Source organism: Corynebacterium sp. c3Ub_189, from assembly GCF_039907195.1.
In the GTDB taxonomy this organism is placed as follows: domain Bacteria; phylum Actinomycetota; class Actinomycetes; order Mycobacteriales; family Mycobacteriaceae; genus Corynebacterium.
Genome location: NZ_JASBOF010000065.1, coordinates 1 through 653 on the forward strand (window position 1 = coordinate 1; position 653 = coordinate 653).

Annotated in this window: 1 protein-coding gene; it reads left to right on the plus strand. The window is 53.1% G+C overall.

Annotation, left to right across the window (positions count from 1 at the left end; genetic code table 11):
* The coding region (locus QKD99_RS11525; RefSeq protein ID WP_347951491.1) for a helix-turn-helix domain-containing protein at positions 1-653 on the plus strand (653 nt) is incomplete at both ends.

Sequence of the window (653 nt, forward strand, 5' to 3'; positions counted from 1 at the left end):
GACAAAGGTGTCATTAAGCTTTCCACCGGGCGTGTGCCTTTTGTCCCGGCTGGCCCGGATGTGGCGCTGTATAACAGGCTTATGCAGGTAATTGAGTACGTTGATGGTCGCCAAGCAGTTCCAGTCCAGGTTATTCCGCAACAGCGTATCGATAGGCGTATCTCTTCGCGCTACTTATCGGTAGAAGAGCGCGAGCTCATCTTTGATCTTGACCGGCAAGGCAAAGGTGTACGCGAGATAGCTCGGCGTCTTCAGCGCTCTGCTGGCACTATCAGCAAGGAGCTTAAACGCAACCGGGATGAATTTGGGGTGTATCTTCCCACGTATGCGCACCGTAAATCGGTGTTGCGTAGGTTTAGACCGAAAAAGCGCAAGATTGATGCCAATCCACGCTTGCGCACGGTGATCTGGGAAATGGTAAAAGATAGGTACTCGCCAGAGCAGATTTCTGGGAGGTTGCGCAGTCGCTACCCCGGCGATGAGACTATGTACGTGTGTCCTGAAACGATTTATCAGTCTTTGTATTTCCAGGCTAAAGGCGAGTTGAAAAAGGAAGTTGCTGCTGCACTGCGGCGCGGTCACGCCCAACGTCGACCTCGTGGCACGCGCAGTGCCCGCAAGCGGTTTGTTGACCCTATGGTGATGATTTCCGA